At 33.3% G+C, this 15,224-nt stretch carries 18 protein-coding genes; 4 read left to right on the top strand and 14 right to left on the bottom strand.

What is annotated here, in order from left to right; translation table 11 throughout:
- Window positions 1-64: 64 nt before the first annotated feature.
- Window positions 65-610 (bottom strand): DUF4251 domain-containing protein, encoded by a 546-nt coding sequence (locus tag OEW74_RS00175; RefSeq protein WP_265426563.1) that lies wholly within the window; start codon window positions 608-610, stop codon window positions 65-67.
- A gap of 106 nt (window positions 611-716) precedes the next feature.
- Here OEW74_RS00175 and OEW74_RS00170 point away from each other — a divergent pair, with 106 nt between their 5' ends.
- Both OEW74_RS00170 and OEW74_RS00165 read left to right on the top strand, forming a co-directional pair.
- Window positions 717-1,523 (top strand): M48 family metallopeptidase, encoded by an 807-nt coding sequence (locus tag OEW74_RS00170; protein ID WP_265426562.1) that lies wholly within the window; start codon window positions 717-719, stop codon window positions 1,521-1,523.
- Between the two features lie 115 nt (window positions 1,524-1,638).
- On the top strand, window positions 1,639-1,956 hold the full coding sequence (locus tag OEW74_RS00165; RefSeq protein WP_265426561.1) for a hypothetical protein: 318 nt from the start codon (window positions 1,639-1,641) through the stop codon (window positions 1,954-1,956).
- Between the two features lie 35 nt (window positions 1,957-1,991).
- Here the strand turns inward: OEW74_RS00165 and OEW74_RS00160 are convergent, their stop codons facing one another.
- The 11 genes from OEW74_RS00160 to OEW74_RS00110 all read right to left on the bottom strand — a co-directional run bounded on the left by OEW74_RS00160 (window position 1,992) and on the right by OEW74_RS00110 (window position 11,594).
- On the bottom strand, window positions 1,992-2,630 hold the full coding sequence (locus tag OEW74_RS00160; protein ID WP_265426560.1) for an outer membrane beta-barrel protein: 639 nt from the start codon (window positions 2,628-2,630) through the stop codon (window positions 1,992-1,994).
- Window positions 2,614-3,429, bottom strand: coding sequence for an ABC transporter ATP-binding protein (locus OEW74_RS00155; protein WP_265426559.1), 816 nt, complete (start codon window positions 3,427-3,429; stop codon window positions 2,614-2,616). The genes OEW74_RS00160 and OEW74_RS00155 overlap by 17 nt, the downstream gene beginning before the upstream one ends.
- Window positions 3,429-4,181 (bottom strand): MlaE family ABC transporter permease, encoded by a 753-nt coding sequence (locus OEW74_RS00150; protein ID WP_210148350.1) that lies wholly within the window; start codon window positions 4,179-4,181, stop codon window positions 3,429-3,431. The genes OEW74_RS00155 and OEW74_RS00150 overlap by 1 nt, the downstream gene beginning before the upstream one ends.
- Before the next feature lie 103 nt (window positions 4,182-4,284).
- The gene (locus OEW74_RS00145; protein ID WP_265426558.1) at window positions 4,285-5,655 is read right to left on the bottom strand and encodes an exopolysaccharide biosynthesis polyprenyl glycosylphosphotransferase; all 1,371 of its coding nucleotides are present in this window, start codon (window positions 5,653-5,655) and stop codon (window positions 4,285-4,287) included.
- A 37-nt stretch (window positions 5,656-5,692) separates the two neighbouring features.
- Window positions 5,693-6,322 carry a 7-carboxy-7-deazaguanine synthase QueE gene (locus OEW74_RS00140; protein ID WP_265426557.1) on the bottom strand — a complete coding sequence of 210 codons (630 nt, stop codon included), beginning with the start codon at window positions 6,320-6,322 and terminating at the stop codon, window positions 5,693-5,695.
- Between the two features lie 74 nt (window positions 6,323-6,396).
- The gene (locus OEW74_RS00135) at window positions 6,397-7,281 is read right to left on the bottom strand and encodes a bifunctional 5,10-methylenetetrahydrofolate dehydrogenase/5,10-methenyltetrahydrofolate cyclohydrolase (RefSeq protein WP_265426556.1); all 885 of its coding nucleotides are present in this window, start codon (window positions 7,279-7,281) and stop codon (window positions 6,397-6,399) included.
- 29 nt (window positions 7,282-7,310) lie between these two features.
- Window positions 7,311-7,601 carry a type II toxin-antitoxin system RelE/ParE family toxin gene (locus tag OEW74_RS00130; RefSeq protein WP_265426555.1) on the bottom strand — a complete coding sequence of 97 codons (291 nt, stop codon included), beginning with the start codon at window positions 7,599-7,601 and terminating at the stop codon, window positions 7,311-7,313.
- Complete coding sequence (locus OEW74_RS00125) at window positions 7,591-7,809, bottom strand: hypothetical protein (protein WP_265426554.1); 219 nt, start codon at window positions 7,807-7,809, stop codon at window positions 7,591-7,593. The genes OEW74_RS00130 and OEW74_RS00125 overlap by 11 nt, the downstream gene beginning before the upstream one ends.
- A gap of 40 nt (window positions 7,810-7,849) precedes the next feature.
- Window positions 7,850-9,490: a glucose-6-phosphate isomerase gene (pgi, locus tag OEW74_RS00120; RefSeq protein WP_265426553.1), complete on the bottom strand. Its 1,641-nt coding sequence runs from the start codon at window positions 9,488-9,490 to the stop codon at window positions 7,850-7,852.
- A 194-nt stretch (window positions 9,491-9,684) separates the two neighbouring features.
- Window positions 9,685-10,497 carry a hypothetical protein gene (locus OEW74_RS00115; protein WP_265426552.1) on the bottom strand — a complete coding sequence of 271 codons (813 nt, stop codon included), beginning with the start codon at window positions 10,495-10,497 and terminating at the stop codon, window positions 9,685-9,687.
- A gap of 185 nt (window positions 10,498-10,682) precedes the next feature.
- The gene (locus OEW74_RS00110) at window positions 10,683-11,594 is read right to left on the bottom strand and encodes a DUF4349 domain-containing protein (RefSeq protein WP_265426551.1); all 912 of its coding nucleotides are present in this window, start codon (window positions 11,592-11,594) and stop codon (window positions 10,683-10,685) included.
- 202 nt (window positions 11,595-11,796) lie between these two features.
- Between OEW74_RS00110 and OEW74_RS00105 the strand changes: the two genes are divergently transcribed.
- Complete coding sequence (locus OEW74_RS00105) at window positions 11,797-13,155, top strand: acyl-CoA dehydrogenase family protein (protein ID WP_265426550.1); 1,359 nt, start codon at window positions 11,797-11,799, stop codon at window positions 13,153-13,155.
- An 88-nt stretch (window positions 13,156-13,243) separates the two neighbouring features.
- Here OEW74_RS00105 and OEW74_RS00100 read toward each other — a convergent pair whose 3' ends face one another.
- On the bottom strand, window positions 13,244-13,621 hold the full coding sequence (locus tag OEW74_RS00100) for a DoxX family protein (protein ID WP_265426549.1): 378 nt from the start codon (window positions 13,619-13,621) through the stop codon (window positions 13,244-13,246).
- Window positions 13,622-13,771: 150 nt separating this feature from the next.
- On the opposite strand from OEW74_RS00100, the gene OEW74_RS00095 reads away from it, so the two are divergent.
- Window positions 13,772-14,017 (top strand): bacteriocin-like protein, encoded by a 246-nt coding sequence (locus tag OEW74_RS00095; RefSeq protein WP_265426548.1) that lies wholly within the window; start codon window positions 13,772-13,774, stop codon window positions 14,015-14,017.
- A 70-nt stretch (window positions 14,018-14,087) separates the two neighbouring features.
- Here the strand turns inward: OEW74_RS00095 and OEW74_RS00090 are convergent, their stop codons facing one another.
- On the bottom strand, window positions 14,088-15,200 hold the full coding sequence (locus OEW74_RS00090) for an AI-2E family transporter (RefSeq protein ID WP_265426547.1): 1,113 nt from the start codon (window positions 15,198-15,200) through the stop codon (window positions 14,088-14,090).
- Window positions 15,201-15,224 lie beyond the last annotated feature (24 nt).

Below are 15,224 nucleotides of genomic sequence, written 5' to 3'. Positions count from 1 at the left end.
GATTCGGAAAAATGTTTAATATTTTTTTGCATTTGAACCTCGTATCACGAAACCCGAACCACGACTAAAGCTTCTCTTTTTCTTTCGTTTCTTCATTTTGAGAAACATATCCATCATAAGAAATTGGCTGTCTGTCGTTGCTTCTTATGGATGTTGATGCTTTTCCGTTTTTAAAAATTTCAATATTGATATCAGAAACATTTTTCACATCATTAGGTTTAATTTTGTACACCCAATTTCCTTTTTTGCTCTGAGTTTTTGTCACAGCATAATCTTTTGAGGTAAATCTGTAGCTGTTATCAGATGTTCCGTAGGTTGATGTAAAAGCTCTACCAAAATAAGGAAGCGTAACTTCCATTACTCCTTTTTTTATTTCAATACCGTAGCTTTCACCAGAAATCTGAAATGTACGAAGCTGAGTGGCATTGGGGATTGAGTTTACCACATTGATAACATCATAATTCATCGGGTTTGCTTTTTCGGCATGAAACGTAAATTCATCCGAACTTACAAGATTGTTTACTATTTGTGGATCAACTTTTTGCGATGCACAATTCTGAAAAAGAAATATGAAACCAAAAACTGAGATTATTTTTATATAAATTTTCATAAGATTAAAATTATTAAATTTATACATCAAAATGTATGCAAAAACGAATTTCAGGATTTTTTTTTGGAATAGAAATTGTTAAGGTTCAATTATAATAGGCATAATTATGAAAATTACTCATTTATTAGGAATTGGAGCAGCCGCTTTTGCAGTTGCAGCGTGTACAACAAATCCGATGACAGGGAGAAAATCTCTGCAAATAGGAACTCTTAATCCTCAGATAACTTCTTCGGCTGTGCAACAATATCAGCAGACTCTGAAAGAATCAAAAGTTGTGACAGGAGCTCAGGCTCAGATGGTTAAAAAAGTAGGAAATAAAATAAAAACAGCAGCAGAGCAATATTATGCAAGTATCGGCAGAAGTGCAGATTTATCAGGCTATCAGTGGGAATTTAATCTTCTTCAGGATAATCAAATGAATGCATGGTGTATGCCGGGTGGAAAAGTGGCTGTTTATACAGGAATTCTTCCGATTACTAAAGATGAAACAGGTCTTGCTGTCGTAATGGGGCACGAAGTTTCTCACGCTTTGGCAGGTCACGGTAATGAAAGAATTTCACAGGCTATGGTTGCACAATATGGAGGTGCGCTTTTAGGAAGTACTATTTCAAATGCGCAATGGTCGAGCGTTTTTCAACAAGTTTATCCTGTTGGTTCACAAGTTGCTCTTTTAAAATATGGAAGAACTCAGGAATCTGAAGCAGATGAAATGGGATTAAATCTAATGGCTATTGCAGGATACGATCCACGTCAAGCAATACCATTTTGGCAGAGAATGGAAGCTTCATCTACAGGAGCGAGACAACCTGAATTTTTATCTACCCACCCAAGTCCGGGAACAAGGGTTGGAGATATTCAGAAAGATTTACCAAAGGCTTTAGAATATTATAAAAGAGCAGGAGGAAAAGTTTAAAAAATTTAAATTTTACAACTTAGCCGAGAGAATTTTTCTTATGTTTTATAAATTTTATTTTATAAATTTTATTTTATAAATTTATAAAAGAGTATTCACCATAAAAAACACTATTATGAAAAGTATTTCGATTATAGGAATGATACTTCTTGCAGTATCTGCCTTACTTTTTTATCTGACAACAGATTTTACTGTTGAGAAAATTACAATTTCTCATGTAATGGGAGTAATGGCGGGAATTGGAATCGGTTTGATATTTGGCGGAATGATTGGTTATGTAAGTAAAGGGAGTGCCATAAAAGCTGAAGCCAAAAGAAAGGAGTTTAAGCAGCTTCAAAAAGAAAAAGAAGAATTGGAGAAGCAAGCCATCGAAATTGAAAAACATCAGGCTGAGCTTGAAAGAGAAAATATAAATAAAAATCCTCAAATTTAATTTGAGGATTTTTTATGATTGAATTTTTTGTTTGATTAGAATTTATATCCTAAACCTAACAAAAATAAGCTTGATCTGTTGTCGTAATTGATTTCCTGACTTGATCCTGCAACATTGTTGATGAATTTTCTCTGATCTTTAGAAAAAGCACCTTCATATCTTGCTGAAAGAATTAGCTTCTTAATCTCACTTTGCACACCTAATTGGTAACCTACAGTGAATTCTTTTGCGTCAACCTTCTGTATGAAATTATCAAAATCATCGCTTTTCGCTAAGTTGAAGCTTCCAACAGGACCTGCATAAGCACTTAATAAATTCCCTAAAACATTTACCCCAACCAAAACAGGAATGTCTACTCTGCTGTTTTTAGCTTTAATGGTCGTTTGAGCTGCATTTACATCATTTTGTACGGTAACTTCGTTGCTGAAATTGGTATAATAAATTTCCGGCATTAGGTACAATGCAGTTGGTAAATCGATTTTTAAAGATAAACCAACATTAAATCCGGTAATGTTTTTTCCTTTTTGTTCTACTGCGTTGGTTGCCGCAGATTTTAAATTCTTCCACGAAGCTGAACTTGTAGGAATTACTGCGTTTGCTTTTGCCGCCAAAGAAATCTGTGCCGAAGCAAAAACTGAAAAGCCTATCAATGCTGCGCTAATTAATTTTTTCATTATCGTCTATTTTTGTAATAGTGTTCTCAATTGTTTTATTATTTTCTAAAAGATATTCTCGCAATTCTTTGAATAACTCCGAAGAATAAACGAAATCGATTAGATTTTTATTGCCTGCAGTAATCAGAATGTCTTTATTACCTTCCCATTCTTTTATGCCCAATCTCAGATATACAATTTTCTCGCCAATTGTCATCACCGAGTTCATATCATGGGTATTAATGATGGTTGTGGTGTTGTATTCTTTGGTGATTTCAAGCAATAAATCATCAATTACATTAGAAGTATAAGGGTCTAATCCTGAGTTTGGCTCATCACAGAACAAATATTTTGGGTGATTTACAATCGCTCTTGCAATTGCCACACGCTTCTGCATCCCTCCGGAAATTTCTGATGGGAATTTTCTGTTAGCTTTATCCAAATGTACCCTTCCGATTACCTCAAAAACCCTTCTTTTCTTTTCTCTGTACGTTAAATTGGTAAACATATCAAGTGGAAACATGATGTTTTCTTCAACAGTTAAAGAATCAAACAATGCGCTTCCCTGAAATAAGGTTCCGATTTCAGATCGTAAATGCTGTTTCTCTTCACGATTCATGATGTTGATATCTCTTCCGTCAAACAAGATCTCTCCTGATGAAGGTTGATAAACGTTTAGTAAGCTTTTAAGAAAAACGGTTTTTCCTGATCCACTCTGTCCGATAATCAGGTTTGTTTTGCCTTTTTCGAAGGTGGTTGAAATTCCTTTAAGCACTTCAACATCACCAAAACTCTTTTTAAGATTTTTTACCTCAATCATCAGCTTAATATTAATTGTGTTAAAATTAATTCGGAAATAATGATAAATACCATCGTCCAAACCACGGCTTGTGTACTTGCTCTACCTACTTCCAATGAACCACCTTTCACAAAATATCCAAAATAAGATGGAACAGTTGCAATTACAAATGCAAAAACAATTGTTTTGGTAAATGCATAATAAATGAAAAGATTAGGCATATACATTTGAATACCTGTGATGTAATCTGCAGTCGTCCAGTTACCGGTAAGTATGCCCGCAATATAACCACCACCAATACCAAAAACGATACTGATTGCAATTAAAAGCGGATTAAAAATAAGACAGGCAATAATTTTAGGTAAAATTAAAAAATTGGGAGAGTTTACTCCCATAATATCTAAAGCGTCAATCTGTTCAGAAACACGCATTGTACCAATGGTAGAAGCAATGTATGAACCTACTTTTCCTGCTAAAATTAAACTGATAATGGTAGGGGCAAACTCAAGCACCAAAACTGCTTTGGTAGCATATCCTACAAATGAAGGAGGAATTGGGAATGATGATGCATCAAAATTGTTAAACATCTGAATGGCAACTACGGCTCCTACAAAGATAGACGTGAAAATCACCAACCCAAATGAGTTGACTCCCAAGTCATTGATTTCTCGCATAAATAACTTCCAAAAAACTCTCATTTTCTGAGGTTTTTGAAGAGATTTACCGATAAGAATCATATATTCTCCGACGGCTGTAAAAAAGTTTTTTAACATTCTGCTAAATTAGACTATTTTTATTTAATTTGTTTAAGACTCACGTTAAGACTGGGCTTGATTTTAATGCCCAAATTTTAAATTATTTTAACGAAACATCGTCTTATTTTGCATTTTTATCTCCTTTTATAACCAATAAAATGGTTTTTAAAATAATCACAATATCTAAAATGAAACTCCAGTTTCTGATGTAGAATGCATCAGCAAGAATTCTTTTGTTCATTTCAATTTCCACATCTCCGGCATCACCTCTTAAACCGTTTACCTGAGCTAAACCAGTAATTCCGGGATTAGCCAAGCTTCTTAAGCTGTATCTTCCAATCTTTGGTTTGTAGTAATTATCAACAGCCAACATGTGTGGTCTAGGCCCTACAATAGACATTTCACCTTTCAAAACATTGATAAATTGTGGCATTTCATCAAGGCTTGTTTTTCTTAAGAACTTTCCTATTTTGGTAATTCTTTTATCGTTTACACTGGTTGTTTTAGATGCAGAGTCTTCATTTACAACCATTGTTCTGAATTTAAAACAATTAAAAACTTCCTCATGAAAACCATATCTTTTCTGAACAAAAAATACAGGTCCTTTAGAACTTTTTTTAATTAAAATTGCAATAATGGGAAATAACCACGAACAAATGAATAGCAAAACCAAGACCGAAAAAATAATATCAAAGGTTCTCTTCAACAAAAAATTAGAATAATAGTCTAATGGATATTTTGTTTGAGTTAAAACAGGCTGAGTTTGAATATACCCTAAATCGTAAAAGAAGAAATTGTTCTTCGAGATATTCGGTATTAAAGAAATATGTACTTTGTTGGCTTCTGCCAATCTGAAAAGTTTATCTTCCGTTTCATTGCTAAAAGAATTTTCGGTAGGAATAAATAAGGTGTGGATTCCGTTTTTTTTCCAAAAATCTACCAGATTTTCTGTATTTATTTCAGATGAATTATAATTAAATATTTTATAACCAAAATCTTTTCTTTCTTCAATTGTTTTCTTTAAAACCTCTGTTGAATTATTTTCACTAAGAAACATCACATTTCTGTGGTTTACTCCCATTGCTCTGATGTATCTTATCAGAAAATAGACAGTTGATTTTAATAAAAAGATAAAAATAAAAAGGTAAAGTGAAAGCCAGGTAAGTTCTGAGCCAAAAAACTGATTGCCGCTTACTTTTCGAATCAATACCAAGCCAATTATAAATAAGAGAAAATGAATAATAATCCGCTCTACAAAAAGAATATAGGTAAGATTTCTGGAAATATTATAAATTTTGGTTCTTCCGCTTAATAAAATCCAAAAAGAGATCACAAGAAGCAAAGGAAAAGAAGTTTCGTACCATATTTCCTGATTGTGAATCAAATTCCGAGAAGTATTAAAAAAATAAAATACAAAAACACCTGCAAGAACCAAAAGGTCAAGCAATATGATAATTGATTTCAGATAACGGGAATATCGGATTCTTTGCATCTTCTCTAGCGAAACACAAAAGCTAATATAAACAATTTTACGGGATATTCAGATACTTATGAGTCTGAACCGACGCTTGCCAACGCGGATTTGCAAGGATAAAATCGGTAATTTTAGGATACATTTCATCTCTTTTGCTCCATTCACTTTGAAGATATAGCCTACAGTTTTCCGAAACTTTTGAAGCCTGTTCGTCAGCAAACTTAAAATCATTATTATTAAAAACGATCATTTTAAGTTCGTGAGCTTTACCATAAATCTCTTCTTTTGGAAGTCCTGTTTTCTTTGGTGAAAGCGTAATCCAATCAATTTGTCCGCTCAAAGGATACGCTCCTGAAGTTTCAATATGAATGGTGCAACCTAATTCTTTTAATTTAGAAGTCAAAATATCTAAATTCCACATTAATGGTTCTCCACCAGTCAAAACAATAATTTTACAGTGTTTTGCGGCAGTTTCTGCAATTTCTTCAGCATTCATCAAAGGATGAAGGTTCGGATCCCAGCTTTCTTTCACATCACACCAATGGCAACCCACATCGCAACCGCCAAGTCTGATGAAATAAGCCGCTTTTCCTGTGTGTGCGCCTTCTCCCTGAATAGTATAAAAATGCTCCATTACGGGGAGCATTTTACCTTCTTTTAATAGTATATCTTCTTCTTTATTCATTTTCCTCACCCTAAATCCCTCTCCAAAAGGAGAGGGGCTTTTCCCATCTCCGAAAGAGAGTTTTTAATTTATAGTTAATCGTTGTAAACCGAAGTTTTGTAAGCAATAATGGTGTTTTTCATCAACATCGCTCTTGTCATAGGACCTACTCCTCCGGGAACAGGTGTAATCCAGCTTGCTTTTGCTGCACAACTGTCAAAATCTACGTCACCTGCCAAATAATATCCTTTTGGAGAATCGTTGTCAACTCTTGTAATTCCTACGTCAACAATCACAGCTCCGTCCTTAATCATTTCACCTTTCAAAAAATGAGGATCGCCTAAGGCGGTAATTACGATGTCTGCTTTTTTAGTGTATTCTTCGATGTCTTTTGTGTAAGAGTGAGTCAACGTAACCGTAGAATTTCCAGGGAAATCTTTTCTTCCCATCAAAATACTCATTGGTCTTCCCACAATTTTACTTCTTCCTATAATTACACAATCTTTACCTTTAGTTTCGATATTATATCTTTCCAATAAAGTTAAAATACCAAAAGGAGTTGCTGGTAAGAAAGTATCCATTTCCAAAGCCATTTTACCAAAGTTTTCCGGGTGGAAGCCATCAACATCTTTTCTTGGATCGATAGCGTTAATGATTTTTTCCTGATCGATTTGATCGGGCAAAGGCAACTGAACGATAAACCCATCAACTGCTTTAGACTTATTTAATTCATCTATTTTTTCCAACAATTCAGATTCAGAAACCGTACTTGGGAATTTCACTAAACTCGACTGAAAACCAACTTCTTCACAATCTTTTACTTTAGCGTTTACATATGCCTTGCTCGCTCCGTTGTTCCCAACAAGAATGGCTACCAAATGAGGAGCTCTTCTTTTGCTTGCAATGATTTTTTCAACTTCAACCTTGATTTCTGCTTTTATTTCTTTGGATACTTTTAGTCCGTCAAGAATTTCTGCCATTTTTACTTTTATTACTTTTTATTAGATTTTTATGGATATTTTTCCGGATTTTGATGAGCGCAAAAAACGGAGAGTACAAAAACTTTCTTTGCTATTTCATCAACTCGAAATAAAACAATGTAAGAATACTTCGAAAATGGTAAGAATCTTACATTATTATATTTTTTTTCAAAAAAAGGATTCAGCCGAATCTTTCTATAGGAATCTGAAAGTTGCTTCTTGAAAGATTTTGCCGCCGATTTGGAAAATCGATTATAATATTGAATAGCATCATCAACTTCTATTTCTGCTTTTGGAGATAAAACAATTTTATATTCCATACTTTTCAGAAATCTTTTTTAAAGACTCTTCGGCATCTACATAAGTACTTTCATCTTCAGCTAATCTTTCATCAATCACTCTTTTCATTTCATCAGTCAGCTCAAAATCATCTTCATTTTTTTCAAAACTGATTTTCATTTTTTTCAAAAAAGTTTCCACAAAGGTTTCTTCTTCCTTATTGCTTAGGTTAATGATAATTTGTGTCATATTTTTATTTTTGATTAAAATTAATGAAAATTTTCAACAATTATTTGTTTCCTTTATAATAATTAATCAACCCATTTGTCGAGCTGTCGTGAGAGCTAATGGTCTCATTACTTTCAAGTTCCGGTAAAATTTTATTTGCTAAAACTTTTCCTAATTCCACCCCAAATTGGTCAAAACTGAAAATATTCCAAATTACACCTTGAACGAAAATCTTATGCTCATACAATGCAATTAACTGTCCCAATGAAAAAGGATTTAATTCTTTAATTAATAATGAGTTAGTAGGCGTATTTCCGTGGAAGACTTTATAGTTTAATAAGAAATCTATTTCCTCTTCCGATTTTCCTGAAGCTATTAATTCTGCTTCCACTTCTTCTTCGTTTTTACCAAAAGCTAAAGCTTCAGTTTGAGCGAAAAAGTTGGCCAATAATTTATCTTGGTGATCAGAAACTTTGTTAGGACTTTTTGTATACGCAATAAAATCCGCAGGAATCAATTCTGTTCCTTGGTGAATCAATTGATAGAAAGCGTGTTGTCCGTTCGTTCCCGGTTCACCCCAAATAATTGGTCCTGTTTCATATTCTACAAATTCTCCGTTTCTGTCGACACATTTTCCGTTACTTTCCATATCTCCTTGCTGAAGATACGCAGCAAATCTGTCTAAATATTGAGAGTAAGGCAACACAGCGTGACTTGTTGCTGCGTAAAAATTACGATACCAGATTCCTAAAAGTCCCATCAAGACAGGAACGTTTTCAGAAAAATCTGCCGTTTGAAAATGCTGGTCTGTATTTTCAGCTCCTTTTAATAATTGCTCAAAATTTTCATATCCAACGGCAAGAACGATGCTTAAGCCAATTGCGCTCCACAATGAATATCTTCCGCCAACCCAATCCCAAAATTCGAAGATGTTTTCTTCTGCGATTCCGAAGTCTTTAACGGATTGAATATTAGTAGATAAAGCTACAAAATGTTTTGCTACATCTTCCTGTTTTCCGGCTTTTAAAAACCAGTCTTTTGCCGAGTTTGCATTCGTCATTGTTTCTTGAGTCGTAAACGTTTTCGAAGCAATGATGAATAAAGTGGTTTCAGGATTTAAGTTTTTCACCACTTCAGCGATATGATTTCCGTCTACGTTTGAAACGAAATGAACATTTAATCTTGTTTTAAAATGTTTTAAGGCCGAAACAACCATTACAGGTCCCAAATCTGAACCTCCAATTCCGATGTTCACAACATCCGTAATTTCTTTTCCACTAAAACCTTTATGCTCTCCTGAAATAATTTTTTCAGAGAAAGATTTCATATGATTTAAAACTCTTTTGATTTGAGGTTTTATGTTTTCGCCATCAACCAAAATTTCTTTATCAGAAAAATCCCTCAAAGCGGTGTGTAAAACGGCTCTGTTTTCGGTTTCATTAATTTTGTCTCCTGAAAACATTTTAGAAATAGCGTCTTTCAACTGACATTCTTCTGCAAGATCCAATAAAAGCTGTTTTGTTTTTGCATCGATGAGATTTTTAGAATAATCGAATAAAAAATTGTCTTTTTTGATAGAAAACTCTTCAAAACGGTTCGGATTATATTGAAAAAGCGTTCTCAGCTCAAAATCGTTATTTCCAAAGTGTTCGTCGAGGGCTTTCCAGCTATTTGTTTGTGTAGGATTTATTTTTGATAACATATGCAGAATTGATTATAAGATGTAGGAATTTTTTTGAATAAAATTCACCACAATCATATTTATTAAATTTCAATCTGCAAATTTACGGAATTTTCGTACAATGATATTAATTGACGGTTAAAAATCAATTTTTAAGAAATATTAAACCATGAAACTTCTGATTTGTTATCTTTAAAACGTATATCACTATTTAATTAATTGGTAAGTTCTATCTCAAGTGCTAAACGGTTTTCAAATCGATCAGAATAGGCAACTCTATATCCAAAAAACATAGGATTTACACGTTCTTTAGTGATGTACTTTTCTTTTGGGTTGACAGGACGATTGACCTTAAGTTCATATTGGTAATAATTTTGTTCGTTCATGATCCATTCAATACCTATGAATAATCCTGTTTTTGGAAACGTGATAGGATTTTTAGAAAAATCAATTTCAGTAACATGTTTTCCTTTTTTACAGATAACAGGAAGGCTTTTGAATCTTTCAGGAGCGGGGTTTCCTTCGATGTTTTCATAAAAAACAAGGTTGAAAATAGCTTCACGCTTTGTATTGTATACTTCTGTAGGTATTCTTATTTTTTTGATGAACAATTTTTCATCTTTATGTTGATTTGCGAAAAAATTGATGACTCCCCATGTATTGACTCCCGATGTATAGCCAATTTCAGTTTTCTTTATGTTTCCGATTGTATAGTTTTTCAAAAATTTTGGCTTTGAAATTTCAATAGCCTCAATTTCCTTGAATGTTGGTTTTAAGAAATAGGTGGTTTTCGAGTTTTCTACTTTCAAATTTTCATATCCAAAAGATTGGATTTCTGATACTTCTTCATCTTTCTCTAAAGCTGCTTCGCCGTTTTCTTCAGTGTTTTTGTAATAGTCTTTGTCTTTTAAAATGAGTTTAGCATAAGAAATAGGTTTCTGATTTTCTGAATCTAAAATTTTGATTCGATTTTGAGAAAAAATAGATAAGCTTAGAATAAAAAATAGTGCAGTAAAAATTTTGGTCATTGTTTTTATTTTGAATGATTAACGCTCTTTCCTGAGTTTTATTTGATGAATAAAACTAAAATTTCTCTTTATGTAGATTTATTTTTGTGAAGCAAAATTATAGTTTTAAAAATGAAAAACCTCCACAAAATGCAGAGGTTCGGTAATATTTATATATGAATAACCAAAAGGTTAGGATGCCAAATTTATTCTTTATCAGCTTGAATTGATCTCTTGTTAGATTTGTTTTTTCTATAAAAGTAAAATGCAAAGCCAGCAATAATTACAATCGGCCAAATTGCTACCAATCCTATAATAATTCTTTGGATTAAGTAAAAACCTTCCACAAAAGCATTTTTCACATCATACATAAAATTGAATTTGTATTTATTGTCAATGTTTTTCGAGTTGGTAATCGCAATTTCTGCAATTCTTAGCTTGGGTTCTTTAATGTAAATATCGACTGTGCTGTATTTTAAATTATCGGTAACATCAAGATTGGCGAGCTGTTGTTGGTTTTCTTCAGACATATTTTCATCGCTCATTTTTACTTTATCTTTTGTGGTTTTGAGTTCAGAAATATTCTCGCTGGTTTTTTTAATTCTTTTGCCTTCCATTTCTGCATATTTAATGCTTGAAGTAACATCTTCAGCATTGATGATTCTGGAATTCAGGAAAAGTTTTTTATCATTAATTAAGGTTAAAAGCTCGCCCAGTTTTGCGGTGGGAACTCTTACCTGCATTGTGTTTTCGGTCTGATATTTTTTTACCAGCATTGCTTCTTCATTAGAAGTATTGTAAGTGTCTTCCGAAATTACTCTGCTTTGTAAATTGCTGTGCGTAACAAATCCGCCAAGTTCTTGTACCGATTTTTCGATAGAAATTGTTGCTCCATAAACATCTTTCACTTCCATATTTACATTTGCCGTTTTGATGAATTGCTTGTCTTTTACAGACATGGTTGCTGCTGAAGAGATGCTGTCCGAAATATTTACAGAGGCAGAATCTGCTGATGTCGCCATTTCGTACTCACTTGTTGTTGCTTCGCCTTTTTTACATGAATAAATTCCTAATAAAAGTGCTGTTGCGATGGTTAATCTGATGTAAGTCGTTTTCATATATTTATTTTTTAATGTTTTACTTAGTTCAAAGTTCCAGCAGAATTGTTTGTAATGTTTGAATATTGCAGGTAAACATTTTGTAAATAATTAATTAAATTTAAATTATTGAAATTCAGTATTTTGTAAAATTGATTGCTCGGTTTGATAAGTACTTCGGATTGATTTTTGCTAATGTTTTACAAATTAAATCTCAAATAATATGTCTAATACTTTTTCCAAAATCAGAAATGCTATAGAATTATTCCGATCAATAGATTTTGATCAGTTGACTGCCATTTCTCAAAAAGTAGATTTGCCTAAATTGATGCAGAGTTTTTCAAAATTAGATAACAAACAGCTGCAAGGTTTGTCGAAGATGCTTGATCCTAATAAAAAGAAAAAAGAACTTCCGCCTGTTGATGGTGATTTCTACGATATTTATCATACTTTGACTCCCGAGCAAAGAGAAGTTCAGCTTAAAGTAAGAGCGTTTATGGAAAAAGAAGTAAAACCTTTGGTGAATCATTATTGGTTGCGAGAAGAATTTCCGCATGAGCTGATCCCAAAATTTCAAAAACTTGATATTTGCGGAGTAACGTATGAAGGATATGGTTGCAAAGGAATGCCTTTTTTAATGGAAGGCGTTATTGCAATGGAAATGGCGAGAATTGATGCTTCTATTGCTACATTTTTCGGAGTACAATCTGGCTTGGCAATGGGCTCCATTTATATTTGTGGATCGGAAGAGCAAAAACAGAAATGGCTTCCACAAATGCAGAAGTTTGAAAAAATTGGAGCTTTTGGTTTAACTGAGCCTGAAGTAGGATCTGGAGCTGCAGGAGGTTTAACGGCAACCTGTAAAAAAACTCCTGAAGGCTGGATTTTGAATGGTGAAAAAAAGTGGATCGGAAATGCCACTTTTGCGGACGTCATTATTATTTGGGCAAGAGATCTTGATGATGGCGAAGTAAAAGGTTTTATTGTTGAAAAAGATAATCCCGGATTTTCGGTAGAGAAAATTAAAGGAAAAATGGCGCTTCGAATTGTTCAAAATGGCTTAATTACGTTAAAAGACTGTTTAGTTACAGAAGAAAATAGACTTCAAAATGCCAATTCATTCAAAGACACTGCTAAAGTTTTGAGAATGACAAGAGCGGGAGTTGCCTGGATGGCGACAGGTTGTGCAAGAGGAGCGTATGAAAGCGCTTTAGCTTATACAAGAACAAGAGAACAGTTTGGAAAGCCGATTGCTTCATTTCAAATGATTCAGGGACATTTGGTAGAGATGCTTTCGAATTTGACGGCGATGCAAACAATGGTTTTCAGGCTTTCTGAAATGCAGGATGAAGATATTCTGAAAGATGAACATGCTTCTTTGGCTAAAGTTTTCTGTACAATGAGAACGAGAGACGTGGTTTCCAGAGCTCGAGAAGTGATGGGCGGAAATGGAATTCTGCTCGAATATGATGTGGCGAGATTCGTTGCCGATGCCGAAGCGATCTATTCTTATGAAGGGACAAAAGAGATCAATTCACTGATTGTTGGAAGATCGATTACTGGGTTCAGCGCATTTGTTTAAAAGTCAATGGTGAATTGTGAATCTTGCTTCGCAAGTGAATTTTAGAAATTGACAAGCAAAGCGAATTGACCATTCACCATTCACATTATTATTTCAGCAAAGCTCTATATTTTTCTTTATTATCAATAATCATCCAAAGATTAATTAAAAATAAAATGCCTGCTATCGACATTCCCATTGGAGACTTATCCATCGTGAAAACATGAATCACAATTCCTACCATTACGGGAAGAATAACAATTGCTCCTAAAGCTCTGGTTTTTGAGAAGATAAATAATAATCCACCGATAATTTCTACAGCACCAACTAATGGCATGAGCCAGAAGATTTTTTCAAATGCAGCAAAAAGCTCCATTTGCTCTGGAGTGGGTTTTTCCATGGGCATGTAATTGAAAAACTTGTTTAATCCAGCATTGATAAACATTAATCCGAAAAGAAGGCTGATAATAAGTTTAATAGTTTTCATGAGATGATTTTTTATTAAAGTTAAATAAAATTTTTATTCATTGGCTAATTCTCAATATATTATATTGAAAGTTAGTCTTAATGAAGTATTTGTTATTGTTAAATTTTTTTTATATATTGTATTTCACAAATCAAACTAAACAATAATATTATGTTGAAAAATCTTCAAAAATTAAATCGCGAAAATTTAAAAAAAATTAATGGAGGTGGAAAAGAACCAATCTGTGATATAGGACCAGAAGGTTGTCCTTGTAAAATTCCGCCGGGACACCCTTGTTTAGGCGGAGGTGGTGGTACGGATCCGGGATCAAATTTAGGATATTGCCCAGACAACCAAAGCTATATTCCATGTGATCAGTATTGTCCAAACGGAATGAATCCGCACTGTGCACTGTAAATAAAAACTAAGCTCCTCAATTAATGTTGAGGGGCTTAGTTTTTAACATATAATTTTGATCACTTATGTATCAATCCATTTCTTTTAAAGTAATATTTTTCGAAATTTTATAGGATTTTTTCTTTTTATGAGGTTTTTCTTCCTCACCCAATAATTTCCCCCAAGGTTTTAATCCATCAACTCTTTCAAAGATAATTTTGATGATCGCGATCGCCGGAATACACAAGAACATTCCTGAAATTCCCCAAAGATGTTCGCCTAAAAGAATTCCGATAAAAGAAAATAATGCGTTGATTTTTACTTTTGAACCTACTACAAAAGGCAGTACAATATTTCCGTCGATAGCATGAACAATAACATAACCAATTGCTACATAAACACAAGTTGAAACAGTACCTGTTGCAAATGCAATAAAACAAGAAATTAATAAAGAAATAGCGATTCCAATGTAAGGAATTACATTTAATAATCCTGTTAAAACACCTAATAAAATTGCATATTTTACACCTAAAATAGTAAGAACGATTGTGGCAAGTACCGAAACAATAATTACCTGAAGACAAAGCCCGATAATGTATCTTTTGGTCATAATTCTCACTTCCGAAACAACTTCCTGCACACTTGCTTTGTGTTTTTCGTTGAAGACATTAACGATGAAATTATTTAATATTCTTCTGTAATTTAATATAAAGACAAAAAACAGAATGAAAAACGCCAAAAACCCTAAGCTTGTAGAAAAAACTCCAAAAGTAAATCCTAAAATCACACCTGAAGAAGATAAAAGTTTTGCCAAGCCTTGGTCTAGATAATCAAATTGTTCGTCGATTTTCACATTGAAAGTATGTGATACCCAGTTTTGCAGATTATGAAAAACCAAATTAAATTGTTTGCTGAGATGCGGAAGATCTTTGCTGAAGCTTGATATTTGGGAGCCAAAGAAGTAGATCATTCCTGTAAGAATAATGAGCATTATCATTACCGAAACAATCGTAGAAACAGATCTTGGGAATTTTAATTTTCGTTCCATAAAATTAGCAAGCGGTAAAAAAAGCATTGCCATTAAAAATGCTAAAAAAAACGGAGCTAAAATACTCTGTCCCAGTTTGATAAGGTAACCGATTCCGATGATGGAAATAACTGCTAATGCAAGTTTCAGGAGAAATGGAAGTTTGATAAAATTCATAATTAATAATCTGCTGTATAAAAA

The sequence above is a fragment of the Chryseobacterium sp. YIM B08800 genome (genome assembly GCF_026163565.1).
Lineage (GTDB): Bacteria > Bacteroidota > Bacteroidia > Flavobacteriales > Weeksellaceae > Chryseobacterium.
This window is presented reverse-complemented; position numbering and strand designations above follow the sequence as displayed.

Excerpts from the sequence above, each read along its gene's own strand:
- OEW74_RS00175 (WP_265426563.1), bottom strand. The coding sequence starts at position 610 with ATGAAAATTTATATAAAAATAATCTCAGTTTTTGGTTTCATATTTCTT.
- OEW74_RS00170 (WP_265426562.1), top strand. The coding sequence starts at position 717 with ATGAAAATTACTCATTTATTAGGAATTGGAGCAGCCGCTTTTGCAGTT.
- OEW74_RS00165 (WP_265426561.1), top strand. The coding sequence starts at position 1,639 with ATGAAAAGTATTTCGATTATAGGAATGATACTTCTTGCAGTATCTGCC.
- OEW74_RS00160 (WP_265426560.1), bottom strand. The coding sequence starts at position 2,630 with ATGAAAAAATTAATTAGCGCAGCATTGATAGGCTTTTCAGTTTTTGCT.
- OEW74_RS00155 (WP_265426559.1), bottom strand. The coding sequence starts at position 3,429 with ATGATTGAGGTAAAAAATCTTAAAAAGAGTTTTGGTGATGTTGAAGTG.
- OEW74_RS00150 (WP_210148350.1), bottom strand. The coding sequence starts at position 4,181 with ATGTTAAAAAACTTTTTTACAGCCGTCGGAGAATATATGATTCTTATC.
- OEW74_RS00145 (WP_265426558.1), bottom strand. The coding sequence starts at position 5,655 with ATGCAAAGAATCCGATATTCCCGTTATCTGAAATCAATTATCATATTG.
- OEW74_RS00140 (WP_265426557.1), bottom strand. The coding sequence starts at position 6,322 with ATGAATAAAGAAGAAGATATACTATTAAAAGAAGGTAAAATGCTCCCC.
- OEW74_RS00135 (WP_265426556.1), bottom strand. The coding sequence starts at position 7,281 with ATGGCAGAAATTCTTGACGGACTAAAAGTATCCAAAGAAATAAAAGCA.
- OEW74_RS00130 (WP_265426555.1), bottom strand. The coding sequence starts at position 7,601 with ATGGAATATAAAATTGTTTTATCTCCAAAAGCAGAAATAGAAGTTGAT.
- OEW74_RS00125 (WP_265426554.1), bottom strand. The coding sequence starts at position 7,809 with ATGACACAAATTATCATTAACCTAAGCAATAAGGAAGAAGAAACCTTT.
- pgi (WP_265426553.1), bottom strand. The coding sequence starts at position 9,490 with ATGTTATCAAAAATAAATCCTACACAAACAAATAGCTGGAAAGCCCTC.
- OEW74_RS00115 (WP_265426552.1), bottom strand. The coding sequence starts at position 10,497 with ATGACCAAAATTTTTACTGCACTATTTTTTATTCTAAGCTTATCTATT.
- OEW74_RS00110 (WP_265426551.1), bottom strand. The coding sequence starts at position 11,594 with ATGAAAACGACTTACATCAGATTAACCATCGCAACAGCACTTTTATTA.
- OEW74_RS00105 (WP_265426550.1), top strand. The coding sequence starts at position 11,797 with ATGTCTAATACTTTTTCCAAAATCAGAAATGCTATAGAATTATTCCGA.
- OEW74_RS00100 (WP_265426549.1), bottom strand. The coding sequence starts at position 13,621 with ATGAAAACTATTAAACTTATTATCAGCCTTCTTTTCGGATTAATGTTT.
- OEW74_RS00095 (WP_265426548.1), top strand. The coding sequence starts at position 13,772 with ATGTTGAAAAATCTTCAAAAATTAAATCGCGAAAATTTAAAAAAAATT.
- OEW74_RS00090 (WP_265426547.1), bottom strand. The coding sequence starts at position 15,200 with ATGAATTTTATCAAACTTCCATTTCTCCTGAAACTTGCATTAGCAGTT.